At 71.5% G+C, this 14,325-nt stretch carries 11 protein-coding genes; 3 read left to right on the plus strand and 8 right to left on the minus strand.

Features of this window, described 5'->3' with window-relative positions; genetic code table 11:
* Window positions 1–40 precede the first annotated feature (40 nt).
* Window positions 41–937 carry a TIGR01777 family oxidoreductase gene (locus ACIQNU_RS06010; protein ID WP_401361342.1) on the minus strand — a complete coding sequence of 299 codons (897 nt, stop codon included), beginning with the start codon at window positions 935–937 and terminating at the stop codon, window positions 41–43.
* Between the two features lie 69 nt (window positions 938–1,006).
* Between ACIQNU_RS06010 and ACIQNU_RS06015 the strand changes: the two genes are divergently transcribed.
* Window positions 1,007–1,504, plus strand: a complete 498-nt coding sequence (locus ACIQNU_RS06015) for a GNAT family N-acetyltransferase (RefSeq protein WP_401361344.1) — start codon at window positions 1,007–1,009, stop codon at window positions 1,502–1,504.
* A 41-nt stretch (window positions 1,505–1,545) separates the two neighbouring features.
* On the plus strand, window positions 1,546–1,938 hold the full coding sequence (locus tag ACIQNU_RS06020; RefSeq protein WP_401361346.1) for a hypothetical protein: 393 nt from the start codon (window positions 1,546–1,548) through the stop codon (window positions 1,936–1,938).
* Between the two features lie 67 nt (window positions 1,939–2,005).
* Here ACIQNU_RS06020 and ACIQNU_RS06025 read toward each other — a convergent pair whose 3' ends face one another.
* Window positions 2,006–2,551 (minus strand): DUF4240 domain-containing protein, encoded by a 546-nt coding sequence (locus tag ACIQNU_RS06025; RefSeq protein WP_401362485.1) that lies wholly within the window; start codon window positions 2,549–2,551, stop codon window positions 2,006–2,008.
* Window positions 2,552–2,686: 135 nt separating this feature from the next.
* Here ACIQNU_RS06025 and ACIQNU_RS06030 point away from each other — a divergent pair, with 135 nt between their 5' ends.
* Window positions 2,687–3,619 (plus strand): SDR family oxidoreductase, encoded by a 933-nt coding sequence (locus ACIQNU_RS06030; RefSeq protein WP_401361348.1) that lies wholly within the window; start codon window positions 2,687–2,689, stop codon window positions 3,617–3,619.
* A gap of 26 nt (window positions 3,620–3,645) precedes the next feature.
* On the opposite strand, the gene ACIQNU_RS06035 is transcribed toward ACIQNU_RS06030, so the two are convergent.
* From ACIQNU_RS06035 to ACIQNU_RS06060, 6 genes are all read right to left on the minus strand, one after another.
* Window positions 3,646–4,632: a helix-turn-helix transcriptional regulator gene (locus tag ACIQNU_RS06035; RefSeq protein WP_401361350.1), complete on the minus strand. Its 987-nt coding sequence runs from the start codon at window positions 4,630–4,632 to the stop codon at window positions 3,646–3,648.
* 71 nt (window positions 4,633–4,703) lie between these two features.
* Entirely contained in the window at window positions 4,704–7,400 is a 2,697-nt protein-coding gene (aceE, locus tag ACIQNU_RS06040) for a pyruvate dehydrogenase (acetyl-transferring), homodimeric type (RefSeq protein ID WP_401361352.1), read from the minus strand.
* A 744-nt stretch (window positions 7,401–8,144) separates the two neighbouring features.
* Window positions 8,145–8,786 (minus strand): GntR family transcriptional regulator, encoded by a 642-nt coding sequence (locus tag ACIQNU_RS06045; protein ID WP_401361354.1) that lies wholly within the window; start codon window positions 8,784–8,786, stop codon window positions 8,145–8,147.
* Window positions 8,787–9,082: 296 nt separating this feature from the next.
* Window positions 9,083–10,864, minus strand: a complete 1,782-nt coding sequence (sucB, locus tag ACIQNU_RS06050) for a 2-oxoglutarate dehydrogenase, E2 component, dihydrolipoamide succinyltransferase (RefSeq protein WP_401361356.1) — start codon at window positions 10,862–10,864, stop codon at window positions 9,083–9,085.
* Between the two features lie 63 nt (window positions 10,865–10,927).
* Complete coding sequence (gene lpdA / locus ACIQNU_RS06055; RefSeq protein WP_401361358.1) at window positions 10,928–12,316, minus strand: dihydrolipoyl dehydrogenase; 1,389 nt, start codon at window positions 12,314–12,316, stop codon at window positions 10,928–10,930.
* Window positions 12,317–12,574: 258 nt separating this feature from the next.
* Complete coding sequence (locus ACIQNU_RS06060; RefSeq protein WP_401361360.1) at window positions 12,575–14,104, minus strand: leucyl aminopeptidase; 1,530 nt, start codon at window positions 14,102–14,104, stop codon at window positions 12,575–12,577.
* Between the last annotated feature and the right edge of the window lie 221 nt (window positions 14,105–14,325).

Consider the following 14,325-nt stretch of genomic DNA (forward strand, 5'->3'; position numbering starts at 1 on the left):
CGCCCCCTCAAGAGCCCCCGTACCAGAAGAGGACCGCGCCCTACAGCGCCGCCCGCACCGCGTCCTCGATCCCGGGAAACGCGAACACGAACCCCGAATCCAACAGCCGCTTCGGCACCACCCGCTGACTGCCCAGCACATCGCCCGCCATCTCGCCGAGCACCACCTTCAGCACCGGCGCGGGCGCCGTGAAGAGTGTCGGGCGGCCGAGGACCCGCCCCATCGCCGCCGTCACCTCACGGTTCGTCCGCGGCTCGGGCGCCGTCAGATTGACCGGCCCGGACAGCGCGTCCGTGGCCAGGAGATGGCGCAGCGCGGCCACCTCGTCGTGCAGCGCGATGAAGCTCCAGTACTGCCCGCCGTCCCCCAGCTTCCCGCCCAGACCCGCCTTGAACAGCGGGAACAGCCGCTGCCACGCGCCGCCTTCGCGCGCCACGACCAGACCGGTCCGCGCGAACACCGTCCGTACGCCCGCGTCGGCCGCCGCCCCCGCCGCGCCCTCCCACTCCTGGCACAGGGACGGCAGGAACCCCTCGCCGGCCGGCGCGCTCTCGTCCACCGCGCAGTCACCGGTCTCGCCGTAGAAGCCGACCGCGCTGCCGCTCACGAACACCCGCGGCGGCACGTCGAGCGAGGCCACCGCCCGCGCCAGGGTCCCGGTCCCCAGAATCCGGCTGTCCCGGATCTCGCGCTTGTACGAGTCCGTCCAGCGGTGGTCGCCGACCCCGGCACCCGCCAGATTCACCACGGCGTCGCACCCGGCGATGCCTGCCGTATCGATTCGCCGCCGCAGCGGATCCCAGCGCACCTCGTCCTGCGCGCGCGGGGCGCGCCGCACCAGCCGCACCACCTCGTGCCCGTCGGCGGTCAGTGAGCGGGTGAGTGCCGTACCGATGAGGCCGGTCGAGCCGGCGATCGCGATCCGAGAGGGCTGCATGCCCCCATCCTGCCCCGCCCGTCCTGCCCGCCGAAAAACCCCGGGGCGTGGCGCCGCGTCCGCCGTACGATGACCTTCATGCCCGAGCCGCACATACGTTTCGCCCTGGCCGCCGACGACACGGCGCTCGGCCGTCTCGACCGCGAGACCTGGTCCCCGCTGCACGCCGTGAAGCCGCCCGACGAGCCGCCGTACGAACCCTTCTTCAACGAGCGGTTCGGTCCCAGGGACCATCTGGTCGCCGAGACCGGCGGACGGATCGTCGGCTACATCCGGCTCGGCTTCCCGACCCCGCTCGCGTCGAACGCGCACGTCCGCCAGATCCAGGGCCTCGCCGTCGCCGACGCGGCGCGCGGCAGCGGCGTCGGCCGGGCGCTCCTGCGCGCGGTCCTGGACGAGGCCCGCCGCCAGGGCGCGCGCCGGATCACCCTGCGGGTGCTCGGCCACAACACCCCCGCGCGCAAGCTGTACGAGTCCGAGGGCTTCGTCGTCGAGGGCGTGCAGCCCGAGGAGTTCTACCTGGGCGGCGCGTATGTGGACGACGTCATGATGGGCCGGAGTCTCTAGAAGCGCTGTGTCCGAGCCCTGCGGACTCATACGATCTCGCGGTGAAGATCTGGACGGAGCACCCTGCCAGGACAGACGTCGAAGCGGTCGTTCGCGGCTACTTCAGCCTGCTCCGAGCCGGGAGGATCCCTGAGGCCGAACAGCTCACCGATCACTACCCGGTCCGGCATGTGCTCAAGTCGCTGTGGTCCGGCTCCGTCGAAGCGAGCGCCGATGAGGACGAGGCGAGCGGCAGCCCTTCTGCCGACGAGTGGGAGCAGGACCTGTCCTGGCTCGGCGAACTCGCTCTCGCGGACTTCCACTGGAGCGACACCAGCAGTAATTGCTACGTCGAGATCACCTACCGTGCGCAGGTGATCGAGGTGGCATTAGGTTTCCGGGTCAGACCCACCGACGCCGGCTGGGTCCTCACAGGACCGGCCACCTACTGGTAGAACGCGCGAACGAGTAGCGCCAGCGAGCAGCGCGATCGGGGAACGCCGCCGGATGTTCCGGGGCGTCTCAGTCCCCGGCCCCGGCCCCGGCCCCGGCCACCCCGAACCGCTCCCACAGCTTCGGATACCGCCGCGCCAGCTCCTGGTCGTTCTCGAAGTCGATCGCCGTGCCCTCCGGCTCCGGCGGCGCGGGCGGGATGCCGAGGTCGGGCGCGACCGTGCCGGTCAGCGTCTCGTACGCCTCGTCCGCCGCGTACCCCAGCTCCTCGCCGTCCCCGTCGATCTCGTCGTCGAAGTCGTCCAGGAGGTCGGCGAGGGCGTCCGGGTCGTGCAGGGCGCCCTCGAAGACGTCGCGGCCCTGCCCGATCAGCCAGCAGCGGAAGTAGTCGAAGGCGTCGTCGCTCGCGCCGTCGAGCAGTACCCAGGCGGCGCCCCACAGGTCCCAGCGGTACGCGCGGCGGTACCGGGACTCGAAGTGACGGGCGAAGTCGAGCACGGACTCCGGGTCGGCCTGCGTCAAGCGGTCGACGAGCAGCTCGGCATGGTCCTCGGGGTCGCCGTCGGCGGCCTCGCGGGTGCCGTCGATCAGCTCCCAGAACTCCGTCTCGTCCATCACGGGACCAGCATCGGCCTTCGGACAGGCGCCCGCACGCCGAGTACCCCGGATGCACCCCTCTTTCGTTATGCGCGCACATGCCCGCGGAAAGTCCGACAGAGGATGTCGGCTTTCGGCGCGACGATCGCCCGTATGAACACCACGAACACCACACCCCTGCGGGGAAAGGTCGCCCTGGTCGCGGGCGCCACCCGGGGCGCCGGCCGGGCCCTCGCCGTCGAGCTGGGTCGCGCGGGCGCCACGGTCTACGTCACCGGACGCACCACCCGTACCCGGGTCAGCGAGATGGGCCGGACCACCGAGACCATCGAGGAGACCGCCGAACTGGTCGACGCGGCGGCGGGCACCGAGGGCGCGGGCATCGCCGTACCGACCGACCACCTCGGCCCCGCCCAGGTGCGGGCCCTGGTCGACCGGATCGACCGGGTCCACGGCCGGCTCGACGTGCTCGTCAACGATGTCTGGGGCGGCAACCATCTGCTCGACTTCGACACCCGGATGTGGGACGTCGACCTGGAGCGCGGGCTGCGGATGATCGACCTGGGGACCCGGACCCACATCATCACCAGCAGCGTCGCGCTTCCGCTGCTGGTGCGGCGCCCCGGGGGCCTGGTCGTGGAGGTCACCGACGGCACGGCCAGGAGCAACCAGGACTACCGCGAGAACTTCTACTACGACCTCACCAAGAACCTGCCGATCCGGATGGCGTACGTCCTCGGCGAGGAGCTGAAGGCCGTGGGCGGTACGGCCGTGGCGGTCACCCCCGGATTCATCCGTTCCGAGGAGATGCTCGACCACTTCGGACTCACCGAGGCCACCTGGCGCGACGGCATCGACAAACAGCCGCACTGGGCGCTGTCCGAAACCCCGCAGTACCTCGCCCGAGGCGTCGCGGCCCTCGCCGCCGACCCGGAGGCGGCCCGCTGGAACGGCACGTCCCTCGACAGCGGACAGCTCGCCCAGGAGTACGACCTCACCGACACGGACGGGAGCCGCCCGGACATGTGGGGGTACCTGCTCGCGGAGCGCGCGGGGGAGTCACCGGCCGTGAGCGACTACCGGTAGCCCACAACCCCTACCCGTCGGCCGGCTCACTCGTAGAGACGGGCCGTCCGGGCCGCCGCCTCCGTGAAGCGGGCGCGCAGTCCGGGCGGCTCCAGGACCTCCACCTCGGGCCCCAGCGTGAGCAGTTGGGTGTACGCGACGTCCTCCGACTCGACCGCCACGGTCACCGTCACGCGGCCCTCGCCGTCCGGCGGCCCGGCCGCATCGAGCGCCTCTTCGGCGGACGCCCGCCCGACCGCGTGCCGCAACTGCCGCGCCCCCGTCCCCGACAGCCGTACGACCACGGCCGTCCGCAGGATCGCCCGCGCGAACTGCTCGGCCCGCTCCTCCCAGAACTCCGGCAACCCGAACTCCGGGTCCCGTGCGAAGCGGGTCTCGCCGGCCGTGACCGCCGTGAACCGGTCGATGCGGTACACGCGGTAAGTGCCCGACTCCACCCGGGCGCACAGATACCAGACGCCGCCCTTCAGGACGAGCCCGTACGGCTCCAGCTCCCGTTCCACGTCGCGCTCCGGCTCACCGCCGCCGCCCGGCCGCCGGTAGCGCGCGGTGATCCGCCGGTCGTCCCACACCGCGTCCGCGACCGCCGGCAGCAGCTCGGACGGCGCCGGTTCGTGGAACCAGCCCGGCGCGTCCAGATGGAACCGCTGCGCCGCCGTACGCGAGGCGCCCTGCATCGACGGAAGCAGCGCCGCCGACACCTTCAGCCGGGCCGCCGACGCCGCGTCCTCCAGACCCATCTCGCGCAGCGCGCCCGGCACCCCGGACAGGAACAGCGCCTCCGCCTCGCCGCGCGCCAGGCCGGTCAGCCGGGTGCGGTAGCCGCCGATCAGCCGGTAGCCGCCGGTGCGGCCCCGGTCCGCGTACACCGGGACACCCGCCTCCGACAGGGCCTGCGCGTCCCGCGTGACGGTCCGCTCGGAGACCTCCAGCTCCCGGGCCAGCTCGGCCGCCGTCATCGACGGGCGGGACTGGAGCAGGAGCACCATCTTGATCAGCCGGGCAGCACGCATGCGCCCATGATGAGCGACGGGGCGCGACGGTATCCACCGTCACGCCCCGTACGGATCACTCCGCCCGCTCCCTACACTCCGTACCGCTCCCGCGCTTCCTTCACGGCCGCCGCCGGAACCTCGCCGCGCCGCGCGAGCTGCGCCAGCGCCGCCACCACGATCGACCGCGCGTCGACACCGAAGTGCCGGCGGGCCGCGTCCCGGGTGTCCGAGAGTCCGAAGCCGTCCGCGCCGAGCGACGTCCAGTCCTGCTCGACCCACTGCGCGATCTGGTCCGGGACCTGCCGCATGTAGTCGCTGACCGCCAGGACGGGACCCTCGGCCCCGGCCAGCGCCCTGCGGACGTACGGCACCCGGTCCTCGCCGCGCAGCAGCGCCGCGTCCGCCTCCAGGGCGTCCCTGCGCAGCTCGGTCCAGGACGTCGCCGACCACACGTCGGCGCCCACGCCCCACTCCTCGGCGAGCAGCTTCTGCGCCTGGAGGGTCCAGTGGATCGCGGTGCCGGAGCCGACGAGCTGGATCCGCGCGGCGTTCACCGGGAGGGTCAGCCCCGCCGACTCGGCCGTGTTGAAGCGGTACAGGCCCTTGATGATGCCCTCGTCGACGCCCGCGGGCTTCGCGGGCTGCGGCATCGGCTCGTTGTAGACGGTCAGGTAGTAGAAGACGTCCTGGTCCTCGCCCGGGGCGGCCTCGCCGTACATCCGGCGCAGCCCCTCCTTGACGATCGCCGCGATCTCGTACGCGAACGCCGGGTCGTACGACAGGGCCGCCGGGTTGGTCGCGGCGATCACCGGCGAGTGGCCGTCCGCGTGCTGAAGGCCCTCACCGGTCAGCGTGGTCCGGCCTGCGGTGGCGCCGACCAGGAAGCCGCGGCCGAGCTGGTCGCCGAGCTGCCACATCTGGTCGGCCGTGCGCTGCCAGCCGAACATCGAGTAGAAGATGTAGAACGGGATCATCGGCTCGCCGTGCGTCGCGTACGCGCTGGACGCGGCGATGAAGTCCGCCATCGAACCGGCCTCGGTGATCCCCTCGTTGAGGATCTGGCCGTCCTCGGCCTCGCGGTAGTACATGAGCTGGTCGCGGTCGACCGGCTCGTACGTCTGGCCCTTCGGCGAGTAGATGCCGAGCGACGGGAACAGCGACTCCATACCGAAGGTACGGGCCTCGTCCGGGACGATCGGCACCCAGCGGCGGCCGGTCTGCTTGTCGCGTACGAGATCCTTGACGAGCCGCACGAACGCCATGGTCGTCGCGACCGACTGCGTGCCGGAGCCCTTGTCGAAGGACGCGAACGCCTTGTCGGCGGGCGCGGGCAGCGGGGCGACGGCGTGCGTACGGCGGGCCGGGGCCGGGCCGCCGAGTGCGGCGCGGCGCTCCTGGAGGTAGCGGACCTCGGGCGAGTCGGCGCCGGGGTGGCCGTAAGGTACGACGCCATCGGCGAACTGAGCGTCGGAGATGGGGAGTTCGAGCAGGTCCCGCATGCTCTTGAACTCGTCCACCGTCAGCTTCTTCATCTGGTGGTTGGCGTTCTTCGACGCGAAACCGGAGCCGAGCGTGAAGCCCTTCACCGTCTGCGCGAGGATCACGGTCGGCGCGCCCTTGTGGGCGACCGCGGCGCGGTAGGCGGCGTACACCTTGCGCGGCTCGTGGCCACCGCGCGAGAGGTGGAAGCACTCCAGGATCTTGTCGTCGCTCAGCAGCTTCGCCAGCTCGACGAGCGCCGGGTCCTTCCCGAAGAAGTCCTGCCGGATGTACGCGGCATCACGCGTCTGGTACGTCTGCACCTGGGCGTCCGGCACTTCGCGCAGGCGGCGGAGCAGGGCGCCCGTGGTGTCGAGCTGGAACAGCTCGTCCCAGGCGGAGCCCCAGAGCGATTTGACGACATTCCAGCCGGCGCCCCGGAACTGGGCCTCCAGCTCCTGCACGATCTTGAAGTTCGCGCGGACCGGGCCGTCGAGGCGCTGGAGGTTGCAGTTGATGACGAAGGTCAGATTGTCCAGGCCCTCACGGGCGGCCAGCCCGAGCGCGGCGGTGGCCTCCGGCTCGTCCATCTCGCCGTCGCCGAGGAACGCCCACACGTGCGACTGCGAGACGTCCTTGATGCCGCGGCTCGTCAGATACCGGTTGAACCGGGCCTGGTAGATCGCGGAGAGCGGACCGAGCCCCATCGAGACGGTCGGGAACTCCCACAGCCAGGGCAGGCGGCGGGGGTGCGGATACGAGGGCAGGCCCTGGCCGCCCGCCTCCTGGCGGAAGTGGTCGAGGTGCGCCTCGGTGAGGCGGCCGTCGAGGAAGGCGCGGGCGTAGATACCGGGCGAGGCGTGGCCCTGGATGTAGAGCTGGTCGCCGGATCCGTCGCCCTCCTTGCCGCGGAAGAAGTGGTTGAAGCCGGTCTCGTAGAGCCAGGCGGCCGACGCGAAGGTGGCGATGTGGCCGCCCACGCCGTGCTTGCTGCCACGGGTGACCATGGCCGCCGCGTTCCAGCGGTTCCACGCGGTGATCCGCCGCTCCAGCGCCTCGTCACCCTCGGGGGCGGGCTCGGCGGCGGTCGGGATGCTGTTGACGTAGTCCGTCTCCAGCAGCTTCGGCAGCGCAAGGCCCGCGCCCTCGGCGCGCTCCAGCGTGCGGCGCATCAGGTACGCGGCACGGTGCGGTCCGGCCGCCTTGGTGACGGCGTCCAGGGAGGCCAGCCATTCGCCGGTCTCCTCGGGGTCGCGGTCCGGGAGCTGGTCCAGCTCGCTCGGCTGGATTGCTGCGGGGTCGGTCATGTGCGCCGCCTTCCGGAGTCGAAGGGGGGTTCCCTCATCGGTAAGGGTTCGGGTGCCCTAGGTCTTTGGCAGGACAGGGCGTGGGCTCTGGGTGAGAGCCCATCGGGGACTTTAACTCCCTGATCGATGATCGATCAAAGGGTCGAAGGGTAAAAGGTGCGAGGAGGGCTAAAGTCGGCACGGAGTGCCTTGGCGGCAGGCACCGGGTGCCCTGCCGCTGGCCGCAGATTTCCGGTGCGGGGTGCCGTTCTGCCGTGCGCCTGGACGGCGCGGCGGCACGGCGATGCGGCGACGGATGACATGGGCTCCGCAGCCGTTTCCAGGTGCGATTTCCCGGCGCGGGGGGCAGGACGCCGGCTCGGCCGCCGGGGGCGCCTCCCGAAGTGGGGCCGACCATCCCGGTCCTGCCGCCGATGATTCCGCCGGACACCCGCCGTGGTGGCGTCCCGCCGCTGCGGCGGGAAAGGATTCGTGCGGGTGGTGGCGTGTGGTGGGCGTGTGGGTGGTTGTCGGGGGTTGAGCTTGGGTCGTGGTGGTGGTCGTGGTGGTGGTGCGCCGCTGCGGCGGGAACAGATTCGTGCGGGTTGGTGGCGTGTGGTGGGTGTTGGTGGTCAGCGGGTTGACCTTGGGGCGTGGTGGTGTCGCGTCCTGGTGTGGCCGGCCGCTGGTAAGCGGAAGATCTTTCCCGCCGCAGCGGTGATCAGCGACCCGCTTGAGGGTCCGGCGGAAGGGGGACCGGTGTTCTCAGAGCGCCACGGTGGAGTCGGGGCGCGGGGCGCAGCCCAGTACGTGGGACTTGACCAGGTCCGCGATCGCCGGGTCGCGGGACTTGAAGGCGGCCACCAGCGCCTCGTGCTCCTCCGCGTACGACTGCTGCACCGTTCCGAGCCACCGGATCGACAGGGCCGTGAACACCTCGATGCCCAGGCCCTCCCAGGTGTGCAGCAGCACGCTGTTGCCCGCGGCCCGTACCAGCTCCCGGTGGAACGCCACCGTGTGCCGCACCTGCCCGGTCCCGTCCGACAGCCGGTCGGCCTCGTACAGCGCCGCCACATGCGGCTCCAGGGCCGAGCAGTCCTCGGCCAGCCGGTCCGCCGCCAGCTCCGCGGCGATCGCTTCGAGGCCGGCCCGTACCGGATAGCTCTCCTCCAGATCGGCCGCCGTCAGATTCCGTACCCGTACACCCTTGTTCGGCGCCGACTCGATCAGCCGCAGCGACTCCAGCTCCCGCAGGGCCTCCCGTACGGGCGTCTGGCTGACCTCCAGCTCGGTCGCGATCCGCCGCTCCACGATCCGCTCACCCGGCTTCCAGCGCCCGCTGACGATCCCCTCCACGATGTGCTCGCGGATCTGTTCGCGCAGCGAGTGGACGACGGGCGCGGTCATGCGGTGCTCCTTCGGCAGGGTGTCCTGGTGACCCCAAGGGCGTTGACCTCTAGGGCCTGTCGTCACATTCCCGTCGTTCGCCCGGTAGGGCGGGCCGTGCGGCGTCTGGTGCGTGCGATCGCAAGGCGCCGGAAGGTCCTCGTAGCGGCGCTACGTGGGCCTTTCGGCAACGCGGCGAGCGTGCGTGCCAGGCGTCGCACGGCAGACGGGAATGTGACGACAGGCCCTAGACAATACGGCCGCGCCCCCGCCCGGACATGCTCCGGACGGGGGCGTTCACCCAGGTGTGGTGAGCCTTACAGGCCCAGCTCGACCTCGAATTCGCCGGCCTCCAGGATGGCCTTGACCGTGGTCAGGTAACGGGCGGCGTCCGCACCGTCCACCAGCCGGTGGTCGTAGGAGAGCGCCAGGTACGTCATGTCCCGGACGCCGATCACGGTGCCCTCGGACGTCTCGATGACCGCCGGACGCTTCACCGTGGCACCGATGCCCAGGATCGCGACCTGGTTCGGCGGCACGATGACCGTGTCGAACAGGGCGCCCCGCGACCCGGTGTTGCTGATCGTGAAGGTCGCACCCGACAGCTCGTCCGGGGTGATCTTGTTGCCCCGGACCTTGCCGGCCAGCTCGGCGGTCGCCTTCGAGATACCGGCGATGTTCAGATCGCCCGCACCCTTGATGACCGGCGTCATCAGACCCTTCTCGGAGTCCACGGCGATGCCGATGTTCTCCGAGTCGAAGTACGTGATGGTGCCCTCGTCCTCGTTGATCCGGGCGTTGATGACCGGGTGGGCCTTCAGCGCCTGGGCCGCCGCCTTCACGAAGAACGGCATCGGGGACAGCTTGACGCCCTCGCGCGCGGCGAAGTCGGCCTTGGCCTGGTTGCGCAGCCGCATCAGCTTGGTGATGTCGACCTCGACGACCGTGGTCAGCTGGGCCTGCGAGTGCAGGGCCTTCATCATGTTGTCGCCGATGACCTTGCGCATCCGCGTCATCTTGACCGTCTGACCGCGCAGCGGCGACACCTCAAGGGCCGGAGCCCTCTTGGCGGCGACCGGAGCGGCAGCGGCGGCGGGAGCCGGCGCGGCTGCCGCGGCCTTCGCGGCCTCGGCGGCGGCGATGACGTCCTGCTTGCGGATCCGCCCGCCGACGCCCGTGCCCTTGACGGACGCGAGCGCGACACCGTGCTCGGCGGCGAGCTTGCGCACCAGCGGGGTCACGTACGTGCCGTCGTCCACGGCCTGCGCGGCGGCCGGAGCCGGTGCGGCGGGCGCGGCGGCCACGGGGGCCGGAGCGGGGGCGGGCGCGGCCACCGGCGCCGGAGCGGCCGGAGCGACGGGAGCCGGAGCCGGAGCCGGAGCCGGAGCCGGAGCCGGGGTGGGCGCCGGAGCCGGGACCGGGGCCGGAGGAGTGACCGGTGCCGGGGCGGCCGGAGCCGGAGCCGGGGCAGCCGCCGGAGCGGCACCCGCGACACCGATCACGGCCAGCTTGGCGCCGACCTCGGCGGTCTCGTCCTCGGCGACGACGATCTCCAGGAGAACGCCCGACGCCGGGGCCGGGATCTCCGTGTCGACCTTGTCGGTGGAGACCTCAAGCAGCGGCTCGTCGGCGTCGACGGAGTCGCCGACCTCCTTCAGCCAGCGGGTGACGGTGCCCTCGGTGACGCTCTCGCCGAGCGCCGGAAGGACCACGTCGGTGCCCTGCGCCGCGCCGGCGGCCGGGGCGGTGGGCGCCGCGGCCGGTACGGGAGCGGGAGCAGGGGCAGGGGCCTCGGCGACCGGCGCCGGGGCCGCCGGGGCCTCGACGGCGGCGGGGGCCGGGGCGGGCGCCGGAGCACCCGTACCGTCGTCGATGACGGCGAGTTCGGAACCGACCTCGACCGTCTCGTCCTCGGCGACCTTGATGGACGACAGGATGCCGGCGGCGGGCGACGGGATCTCGGTGTCGACCTTGTCGGTCGACACCTCAAGCAGCGGCTCGTCGAGTTCGACGCGCTCGCCCTCCGCCTTCAGCCAGCGGGTGACAGTGCCCTCGGTGACGCTCTCACCGAGCGCCGGAAGGGATACGGAAACCGCCATGGTTTCGGTTGCTCCTTACGAAAAGTGCGGAAGTCTGTGGTCGTCGCGCCCGGAGACTGAAGGTCAGTCGTGGGAGTGGAGGGGCTTGCCGGCCAGGGCCAGGTGGGCCTCGCCGAGCGCCTCGTTCTGCGTCGGGTGGGCGTGGATGAGCTGGGCGACCTCGGCGGGCAGCGCCTCCCAGTTGTAGATCAACTGGGCCTCGCCCACCTGCTCGCCCATGCGGTCGCCGACCATGTGGACGCCGACCACGGCACCGTCCTTGACCTGGACGAGCTTGATCTCGCCCGCGGTCTTCAGGATCTTGCTCTTGCCGTTGCCCGCGAGGTTGTACTTCAGGGCGACGACCTTGTCCGCACCGTAGATCTCCTTGGCCTTGGCCTCGGTGATGCCGACCGACGCGACCTCGGGGTGGCAGTACGTCACCCGGGGCACGCCGTCGTAGTCGATCGGGACCGTCTTGAGACCGGCCAGGCGCTCGGCGACGAGGATGCCCTCGGCGAAGCCGACGTGCGCGAGCTGGAGCGTCGGGACCAGGTCACCGACGGCCGAGATCGTCGGCACATTGGTCTGCATGTACTCGTCGACCAGGACATAGCCGCGGTCCATCGCGACGCCCTGCTCCTCGTACCCGAGACCGGCCGAGACCGGACCGCGGCCGATCGCGACGAGCAGCACCTCGGCCTCGAAGACCTTGCCGTCGGCGAGGGTCACGCGGACGCCGTCCTGCGTGTACTCCGCCTTCTCGAAGAAGGTGCCGAGGTTGAACTTGATGCCGCGCTTGCGGAACGCGCGCTCCAGGAGCTTGGAGCTGTTCTCGTCCTCGACGGGCACCAGGTGCTTCAGACCCTCGACGACGGTGACGTCGGTGCCGAAGGACTTCCACGCCGAGGCGAACTCGACGCCGATGACGCCGCCGCCCAGGATGATCGCGGACTGCGGGACCCGGTCCAGGACCAGCGCGTGGTCCGAGGAGATGATCCGGTTGCCGTCGATCTCCAGAGCCGGCAGCGACTTGGGCACCGAGCCCGTCGCCAGCAGGATGTGGCGGCCCTGGATGCGCTGTCCGTTCACATCGACGGAGGTCGGCGACGACAGTCGGCCCGCGCCCTCGATGTACGTCACCTTGCGCGAGGCGACCAGGCCCTGGAGGCCCTTGTACAGGCCCGCGATGACGTCGTCCTTGTACTTGTGGACGCCCTTGATGTCGATGCCCTGGAACGTCGTGAGGACACCGAACTGGTCGGCCTCCCGCGCCTGGTCGGCGATCTCGCCGGCGTGCAGCAGGGCCTTCGTCGGGATGCAGCCGTTGTGCAGGCAGGTGCCGCCCAGCTTGTTCTTCTCGATCAGGGCGACGTCCAGGCCCAGCTGCGAGGCACGCAGGGCCGCGGCGTATCCGCCGCTACCGCCGCCGAGGATCACTAGGTCGAAAACGGTGCTGGCGTCGTTCGCCACGTCACGTCCTCCATGCATGTGCGCCGGGCGCCGGGCCCCATTCCGGGGGGTCGACCGGTCGGTCGGCTGGTATTCGGCCGCTCTGTCTTCGGCCCTGTGGTGGGGGCCCTGTCCTGCCGAGAACCCATCTTCGCACTACTCGGCGGCAGCCGGGACGCCGGGCCGCCGAGTGCGACGTACGTCCCATGCGCGGGACCCGGCCGGGGAACGCGTACGGCCCCGGGCCGGAGCCCGGGGCCGTTACGTGGGGAGAGGGCGTCAGCCCAGGTCACCCGCCGCGGTGCGCTCGGCGAGGCGGACCAGGGTGCGGACCGCGGAGCCGGTGCCGCCCTTGGGGGTGTAGCCGAAGGGGCCCTGCTCGTTGAAGGCGGGGCCCGCGATGTCGAGGTGCGCCCAGGCGATCCCGTCCGTGACGAACTCCTGGAGGAACAGACCGGCGACCAGGCCGCCGCCCATCCGCTCGCCCATGTTCGCGATGTCCGCCGTCGGCGAGTCCATGCCCTTGCGGAGGTGGTCGGGGAGCGGCATCGGCCAGGACGGCTCGCCGACCTCCCCGGCGATCTCGTGCAGCGAGGTACGGAACGCCTCGTCGTTGGCCATGATCCCGAAGGTGCGGTTGCCAAGCGCGAGCACCATCGCACCGGTCAGCGTCGCCACGTCGACGATCGCGTCCGGCTTGTCCTCGGACGCCTTGGCGAGCGCGTCGGCGAGCACGAGCCGGCCCTCGGCGTCGGTGTTGAGGACCTCGACGGTCTTGCCCGAGTACATGCGCAGCACGTCACCGGGGCGGGTCGCCGAACCCGACGGCATGTTCTCGGCGAGCGCGAGCCAGCCGGTGACATTGACCTCAAGGCCGAGTCGGGCGGCGGCGACGACCGCGGCGAACACGGCGGCGGCACCGCTCATGTCGCACTTCATCGTCTCGTTGTGCCCGGCCGGCTTGAGCGAGATGCCGCCCGAGTCGTACGTGATGCCCTTGCCGACGTACGCGAGGTGCTTGGTGGCCTTGGCGTGCGTGTACGCGAGCTTCACCAGGCGCGGGGGCGCGGCGGAGCCGGCGCCGACACCGAGGATGCCGCCGAAGCCGCCCTTGACGAGCGCCTTCTCGTCCAGGACCTGGATCTTGATGCCGTGTTCCTTGGCCGCGGCGGCGGCGACCGCCGCGAACGCCTCCGGGTCGAGGTCGTTGGGCGGGGTGTTGACCAGGTCGCGGGCGCGGTTCAGCTCCTCGGTGACCGCGAGGGCGCGCTCGACGGCCGCCTTGTACGCCTTGTCGCGGGGCTTGCCGCCGGTCAGGGCGATCTCGCCGAGGGGGCCCTTGCCGTTCTTGGCGTCCTTGCCGTTCTCCTTGTACGCGTCGAAGGCGTACGCGCCGAGCAGGGCGCCCTCGGCGACGGCGCCGGTGGCCTCGGCGTCCGTGAGGGGCAGCGCGAACGCGGCCTTCTTCGCGCCGTTCAGCGCGCGGGCCGCCGTACCCGCGGCCAGCCGCAGCGATTCGGCGGCGTAGGTCGCGTCCTTCCCGGGCGCCGTGCCGAGCCCGACCGCCAGCACCACGGGCGCTTTCAGTCCGGACGGCGACGGGAGTTTGGTCACCTCACCCTCGCCGCCCGTGGCGCCGAGGGTCTCCAGGACGGCCGCGAGCTTTCCGTCGAACGCCTTGTCCACGGCCTCGGCGCCCGGCGCGACGACGAGTCCGCCGCCGCCCTTGGGGCTCTTGGCGACCCCTACGACGATCGCGTCGGCGCGCAGGCCGGCTGCCGCTGCGGTGCTGAGAGTGAGAGCAGTCACGGTGGTGAATTCTCGCTTCCGTTTAGTTCATGGCCGAGGGCGGATGGGCCAGGGCCTGTCGTCAGATTCCTGTCGTTCGCCCGGCAGGGCGTGCCGTGCGGCGTCTGGTGCGTGCGATCGCAAGGCGCCGGAAGGTCTTCGTAGCGGCGCTACGGGGGCCTTTCGGCAACGCGGCGAGCGTGCGTGCCAGGCGTCGCACGGCAGACAGGGATCTGACGACA

The sequence above is a fragment of the Streptomyces sp. NPDC091292 genome (genome assembly GCF_044757265.1).
In the GTDB taxonomy this organism is placed as follows: Bacteria; Actinomycetota; Actinomycetes; order Streptomycetales; family Streptomycetaceae; genus Streptomyces.

What these genes read in the sequence shown, in the direction of transcription:
- ACIQNU_RS06035 (WP_401361350.1), bottom strand. Translation starts at nt 4,632, where the DNA reads ATGCGTGCTGCCCGGCTGATCAAGATGGTGCTCCTGCTCCAGTCCCGC.
- ACIQNU_RS06025 (WP_401362485.1), bottom strand. Translation starts at nt 2,551, where the DNA reads ATGGACGAGACGGAGTTCTGGGAGCTGATCGACGGCACCCGCGAGGCC.
- ACIQNU_RS06010 (WP_401361342.1), bottom strand. Translation starts at nt 937, where the DNA reads ATGCAGCCCTCTCGGATCGCGATCGCCGGCTCGACCGGCCTCATCGGT.
- ACIQNU_RS06015 (WP_401361344.1), top strand. Translation starts at nt 1,007, where the DNA reads ATGACCTTCATGCCCGAGCCGCACATACGTTTCGCCCTGGCCGCCGAC.
- aceE (WP_401361352.1), bottom strand. Translation starts at nt 7,400, where the DNA reads ATGACCGACCCCGCAGCAATCCAGCCGAGCGAGCTGGACCAGCTCCCG.
- ACIQNU_RS06030 (WP_401361348.1), top strand. Translation starts at nt 2,687, where the DNA reads ATGAACACCACGAACACCACACCCCTGCGGGGAAAGGTCGCCCTGGTC.
- ACIQNU_RS06045 (WP_401361354.1), bottom strand. Translation starts at nt 8,786, where the DNA reads ATGACCGCGCCCGTCGTCCACTCGCTGCGCGAACAGATCCGCGAGCAC.
- sucB (WP_401361356.1), bottom strand. Translation starts at nt 10,864, where the DNA reads ATGGCGGTTTCCGTATCCCTTCCGGCGCTCGGTGAGAGCGTCACCGAG.